General features: G+C 27.3%; 7 protein-coding genes. All 7 read right to left on the minus strand.

The window, feature by feature from the left end:
- Positions 1-564: 4-hydroxy-3-methylbut-2-enyl diphosphate reductase (gene ispH, locus Q5F54_RS08860; RefSeq protein ID WP_302334261.1), on the minus strand; the 564-nt coding region annotated here is incomplete at its 3' end.
- 30 nt (positions 565-594) lie between these two features.
- The gene (locus tag Q5F54_RS08865) at positions 595-1,191 is read right to left on the minus strand and encodes a 1-acyl-sn-glycerol-3-phosphate acyltransferase (protein ID WP_071120393.1); all 597 of its coding nucleotides are present in this window, start codon (positions 1,189-1,191) and stop codon (positions 595-597) included.
- 63 nt (positions 1,192-1,254) lie between these two features.
- Positions 1,255-1,905, minus strand: a complete 651-nt coding sequence (gene cmk, locus Q5F54_RS08870) for a (d)CMP kinase (RefSeq protein ID WP_302334262.1) — start codon at positions 1,903-1,905, stop codon at positions 1,255-1,257.
- A gap of 17 nt (positions 1,906-1,922) precedes the next feature.
- Positions 1,923-2,291 (minus strand): chorismate mutase, encoded by a 369-nt coding sequence (aroH, locus tag Q5F54_RS08875; protein ID WP_071120391.1) that lies wholly within the window; start codon positions 2,289-2,291, stop codon positions 1,923-1,925.
- Between the two features lie 9 nt (positions 2,292-2,300).
- Entirely contained in the window at positions 2,301-3,515 is a 1,215-nt protein-coding gene (locus Q5F54_RS08880; protein WP_281538260.1) for an NAD(P)/FAD-dependent oxidoreductase, read from the minus strand.
- Positions 3,516-3,525: 10 nt separating this feature from the next.
- Complete coding sequence (locus Q5F54_RS08885; protein WP_071120389.1) at positions 3,526-4,167, minus strand: histidine phosphatase family protein; 642 nt, start codon at positions 4,165-4,167, stop codon at positions 3,526-3,528.
- A 393-nt stretch (positions 4,168-4,560) separates the two neighbouring features.
- A partial coding sequence (gene clpB / locus Q5F54_RS08890; RefSeq protein ID WP_302334263.1) for an ATP-dependent chaperone ClpB occupies positions 4,561-6,946 on the minus strand: 2,386 nt, incomplete at its 5' end.

Here is a 6,946-nt window from a genome sequence, read left to right on the forward strand (position 1 = left end):
ATTCTTAAAAGTTATATTATCTAATTTTTTAGATAGTATATTTACTATTTCATTATATAATTCTAAATTTAGTGTAGTTTGGGCTACAAGACAATATTTACTGTTATTATCTAAGTTTAAGCTATTTACATCATCAATAGATTTTACTATAAGTGCTGAATTTTCACACCAACCATTTATACCTATTATTTCAGGATGGTTTTTATCTCCAATTATTATTATTTTATATCCTTTTTCATAAAATTCTTTTACTATATTGTGGATTTTTTTTACAAATGGACATGTTGTATCTATTATATTTAAATTATTAGAATTAGCTTTATCGTAAATATCGCTAGATACACCATGAGATCTTATTATTACACTTTTATCATTAGGAATATCATTAATAGTATCTACAGTTACAAGCCCTTTATCTTCATACCTTTGTACAGCTTGCTTATTATGAATAAGTGGTCCTAAAGCATATATATCAGAATTTAATTCTAATTCATCCCATGCCATTTTCATAGCTCTTTTAACACCAAAGCAAAATCCTGCTTCTTTAGCTATTTTTACTTTCATATTTCATATCTCCCTAAAATTAAAATATTATTATTTAGAGTGTATATAGTAATTTTCTTTTATTACTTCTAATACATTCTGTGATAATCGTTCATTTTCCTCTGAAGTAAGCTTTTGTTTATAGTATTCTTCAAATGAAATTGGTTTATCTATAAATATCGTTACTCTATTAAATAATTTATAATTAGATATTATAGATATAGGTACAACTTGTGCTTTTCCTTTTATGGCAAATAGAGAAAGTCCAGCTTTAGCTTTACCAAATCCAGGTTCTTTAATTCTTGTTCCTTCAGGAAATATACCTAATACATATCCATCTTTTATAGCCTTTAGAATATTTTTTATAGTAGAGATATCTGGTTTTTCTCTATTTATAGGAATAACATTTAATTTTTTTAAAATATATGCTAATGGCTTTATATCAAAAAGTTCTTTTTTAGCAATAGCTGCAACTTGCCTATTTTCTATTGCTGCTGCTAAGAATATAGGATCTAGATTAGATTTGTGATTTGCAGCAATTATTACATTGCCCTCATCAGGTATATTTTCTGCTCCTATAACTTTATATTTGTAAAATATATTTACAAAACATTTAAAAGCTTTTGTTACAAATTTATAAAAACTCACTTTTATCTCCCTTCAATTATTAAAGCTATAAAGTGCCATAAAGCACTTTATAACTTTAATATATTATATGTTTATTTTAGATAGTACAGATTGAACTACTTCATTTATACTCTTTCCTGTAGTATCTATTTCTATAGCATCATCTGCCTTAACAAGTGGTGCAAATTCTCTGTTTGAATCAATTTCATCTCTTTTTATTATATCGCTTATTATTTCTTCAAGGTTTACATCATATCCTTTATCAACTAACTCTTTATATCTTCTTTTTCCTCTTTCTTCTGGTGTTGCTACTAAGAAAAATTTATAATCTGCATTTGGGAATACATAAGAACCGATATCTCTTCCATCTAATATAACAGAACTTACTTTTCCTATATTTCTTTGAACATCTACCATAAGATATCTTACTTCTTTTATTTTTGCTACATTAGAAACATTGTTGCTAACTTCCATTGTTCTTATTTCGTCTTTTAATATTTCTCCATTTAAATATATATTATTATCTTTAAAATCTATTTCACAATCTTTAGCTATTTTTATAACTTCTTCTTCATTATTTATATCTATATTATTTTGAAGGCATTTATATGTTATTGCTCTATACATAGCTCCAGTATCTATATAGTTTATATTTAATTTCTCTGCTATTAATTTTGCTATTGTACTTTTACCTGCTCCTGCTGGTCCATCTACTGCTATTACTAAGTTTTTCATTTTTTATCTCCTATTAGTTATTTATTTATTAAATCTTTTCTTAAGTTTTTTGCATTATTTAAGTAAATATGCTTTATATCAGCTTTAGTTTTTTCAGTATTTATATACATCATAACTCTTATACATTTACTTAAACTTCCTTGTATATGCTTTTCTTCATAATTTAACATAGGTATATCATGTATGTCTAGAATCTCTCTGACAGCTACAGCTGGATATACTGCATCTAAATCTTTTGTCATAGTAAAACACATACTTATAATATCTTCATTATTTAATTCATTTTTTAATATTATTGTTTCTATTAGTTTAGAAGTTTCTTTTAATATTTCTTCTTTATTATTAGAAGTTACAGTTGTTGCACCTCTTATTGCTAATACTTTCATATTAATCACCTATACACTTATTCCAGCAAGATACCCTGTTGAAAAAGCTATTTGTAAATTATATCCGCCAGTTTCAGCGTCTACATCTATTACTTCCCCTGTAAAAAATAGATTTTCTATTAATTTTGACTCCATAGTAGAAGAGTTTATTTCTTTTACAGATACTCCACCACTTGTAACTTGAGAAGCTTTTATACCAATACTTCCATTGCAAGTTAGCTTCATACTTTTTATACACTCTACTATTTTTAATTCATCACTCTTTGATAATTCATTAGCTTTTTTATCAGTTAAATCTAATAAATTGAATATTTCCTTTAAAAAGTTTTGAGGTAGTAATCCTTTTAGATTATTAATTACATTTTTATTAGGATTTTCTCTTATAAGTTTAGATATTTCATCACTAGTAATACTAGGTAAAAAGTCTAAACTTATTTCTAATTCATTTTCATCTATATATTTATTTACATATGATGAAAATTTTAATACAGCTGGTCCTGTTAAACCAAAATGGGCAAACAACATATCTCCAACTTGACTTATCTTTTTCTTTTTTATTTTACAAGAAATTTCAACATTTCTCATAGAAATACCTTGTAGTTTTTTTATAAAGCTTTCTTTAACTGTAAGTGGTATTAATGCTGGATATATTTTATTTATGGTGTGTCCATATTTTTTTAATATTTCATACATCATACCATCAGATCCTGTGTTTGGATAGCTTTTTCCACCTGTTGATATTATAACCTTATCTGCTAATATAGTTTGGTTATTTTCTGTTTTAACTCCTATAACAGTATTATTTTCTATTATAAGATCAACAACTTTAGTATTATATAGTATTTTTACTTTATTAGCCTTTAAATCTGATTTTAATGCTTCTATTACTTCTTCTGATTTATCTGATTTTGTATATACTTTATGGTCGTTATCAGTTTCAATTTTATATTCTAAATTATTTTCTTCGAAGTATGATAATAAATCTTTGTTAGTAAAGCTATAAAAACTACTATATAAAAACTTTTTGTTATTTACAACTTTATCAAAAAAGTCTTCAATATCTCTGTTGTTAGTTATATTACATCTTCCACCACCAGTAAGTAAAAGCTTTCTTCCTAACTCTCCATTTCGTTCTAATAATATAACTTCATGATTAGACTTTGATGCATTAAGAGCAGCCATCATTCCAGATGGGCCACCTCCAACTACTATAATTTTAGACATTTATTTACTCCTATTCTAATGCTGAGTTATTTAATTTCTCATTATTTTTTATATGACTAGTATCATTCATCTTTATTATTACTGGGCCATAATTTCTACACTCTACTATATTAAGAGCTGTATTATCTTGTTTTATTCTATATATATTTTCCATTCCAGAGTTTAAAAATGAAAGTAACATAACTCTCACTGTAACAGAGTGACTAACTAGTAAAATATGTTTATTATCATATTTTTCATTTAATTCTTTTATAAAGGCATCTACTCTATCTTTTATAATATGAAGAGTTTCACCATTAGGTATATCTGCTAAGTGAGGTTGATTTCTCCAAGTTTCATATGTTTTTGCATGATTTTTCTTTATTTCATCTATTAAAAGACCTTCCCAGTCTCCAAATCCCATTTCTCTTAGAGATTTAGTTTGATTAACCTTAACACCTATTTGATCACCAACAATTTCAGCTGTTTGAACAGCTCTACCTAAATCACTACTATATATATAGTCTATAGGATATTCTTTTATGGCTTTTGCTAACTCAAAAGCTTGTTCTTCTCCTTTTTGAGTTAAATCTGAATTTCCATGACCTTGAGTTTTGCCTAATATATTCCAATTCGTTTGTCCATGTCTTACTATGTAAAAAGTATTTGCCAACTTTATGACCTCCTCAAGTGTATATTATTTATTTTTAACTTTCATCAAAAATTTATTATACCATAAATATGCATTATATAAGAATACCCATAAAGTAATATATATAATAATATTTTTGAGCAACGGATTTATCCGTTGCGGTAGGAAAGATATATCGTTGGAGAAATGAAGTGTTTCGCCGACACGTCGCTCAAGTGAAGCTAATTTTTTATATTAAGAACTTTTAATGGAAAAAATTAATAAAAATATTGATATTGCAATGCTATCTAGTTTTTATTTTCTTATAATATTAATTTAAACAAATTGTAATATTATTTAAAAACTTAACTCTATTACTAAATTATAAAAAAAGCATCTCTAGATTACTAAAATCTATTGAGATGCTTTTTATTACTATTTAACTTCTACTTTAATATTATCATCTTCTCCATCAATAATAATATTACATCCACTATAAATTTCGCCTGCTATCATATTTTTAGCAATTATAGTTTCAAGTGTATTACTTATATATCTCTTTAATGGTCTAGCACCGTATACTGGGTCATAACCTTCTTTAGCCATAACTTCTTTAGCTGAATCAGTTACTTCTATACCTATATTTTTATCTTTTAGTCTGTTTCTAAGAGCATTTACAAATATATCTATTATTTGTTTAATTCCTTCTATATCTAAAGGTCTAAACATTATTATATCATCAACCCTATTTAAAAACTCTGGTTTGAATCTATGTTTCATTTCACTCATAACTAAATCCTTAGTTGATTCAGTTATATTTTCTCCAGCTTCTAGTAAATAATGACTTCCTATATTTGATGTCATTATTATGAGAGTATTTTTAAAGTCTACAGTCTTACCTTTATTATCTGTAAGTCTACCATCATCTAGTATTTGTAAGAATATATTAAATACATCTTCATGTGCTTTTTCTATTTCATCAAATAAAATTACAGAGTATGGATGTCTTCTTACAGCTTCTGTTAATTGTCCTCCCTCTTCATATCCTACATATCCTGGAGGTGGTCCTATAAGTCTAGATACAGCATGTTTTTCCATATATTCAGACATATCTATTCTTATTATATTATCTTCACTGTCAAATAAGTTATTAGCTAAAGTTTTAGCAAGTTCTGTTTTACCAACTCCAGTAGGTCCTAGGAATATAAATGAACCGATTGGTTTATTTTCGTCTTTAAGACCTGCACGAGCACGTATTACTGCATTTGATACTGCTGTTACAGCTTCATCTTGACCTATTACCCTTTTGTGAAGCTCATCTTCTAGTTTAAGAAGTTTTTCTCTTTCTCCTTCAACTAATTTAGTAACAGGTATTCCTGTCCATTTAGCAACAATTTGAGATATTTCATTTTCTGTTACTTCTTCTTTTAATAATGCATTATCGTAACTTTCTTGCATTTTTAATTCATGTTCTTTTATTTGTTCCTCTAGCTTTGGTATTACACCGTATTTTATTTCAGCAGCTTTATTTAAATCATATTCTCTTTCAAATTTTTCTACATTTCCTTTAGCTTCATCAAGTTGAGATTTTAAATTCTTAATTTCAAGTATTTGTTTTTTCTCTTTTTCATACTTAGCACTCATCTCATCATTTTTAGATTTAAGCTCTGATATTTCTTTTGCTAATTTCTCTAGTCTATTTTTACTTTTTTCATCATTTTCTTTTAATAAAGCTTCTCTTTCTGTTTCTAGTGTAAATAGTTTTCTTCTTACTGTATCTAATTCTGTAGGAAGAGAATCTATTTCACTCCTAATCATAGCCCCTGCTTCATCTATTAAGTCAATTGCTTTATCTGGTAAGAATCTATCTTGTATATATCTATCTGATAACTTAGCAGCTGCAACTATTGCATTATCATGTATTCTTACTCCGTGATGTATTTCAAATCTTTCTTTAAGACCTCTTAATATAGATATAGTATCAGCTACAGTAGGTTCTTCTGCTATAACTGGTTGGAAACGTCTTTCTAATGCTTTATCTTTTTCTATATATTGTCTATATTCATCAAAAGTTGTAGCTCCTATACAGTTTAACTCTCCACGTGCAAGCATTGGTTTTATAAGGTTACCTGCATCCATAGCACCATCAGTTTTACCAGCACCTACTATTGTGTGTATTTCATCTATAAATAGTATTATCTTTCCATCAGATGATTGTACTTCTTTAAGTACTGCTTTTAATCTTTCTTCAAATTCTCCTCTATATTTAGCTCCAGCAATTAAAGAACCCATATCTAGCGCATATATTATTTTATCCTTTAAACCTTCTGGAACATCTCCACGAACTATTCTTTCTGCTAATCCTTCAACTATAGCAGTTTTACCAACACCAGGTTCTCCTATAAGTACTGGGTTATTTTTAGTTCTTCTTGATAATATTCTTATAACTCTTCTTATTTCTTCATCTCTACCGATAACAGGGTCTAGCTTATTCTTTTTAGCAAGTTCAACTAAGTTAGTTCCATATCTAGCTAATGCTTCATAAGTCCCTTCTGGGTCTTGCGTTTCAACCCTTTGACTACCTCTTACTTGAGATAATACTTTTAAGAAGTCGTTTTTATTTATATTATATTGTTTTAAGATTCTTCCTACTGCATTATTAGATTCCATATCCATAATGGCAAGCATAACATGCTCTACACTTATATAACTATCTTTAAACTCTTTTGATATTTCTTCTGCTTTTATTAAAACTTCATTTATTCTTCTTGTAGCTGTTACTTCTTGAGAACTTATTCCCTCACCATGTATTTGAGGTAAT

This window comes from uncultured Romboutsia sp. (assembly GCF_958366745.1).
Taxonomy (GTDB): Bacteria; Bacillota; Clostridia; order Peptostreptococcales; family Peptostreptococcaceae; genus Romboutsia; species Romboutsia timonensis.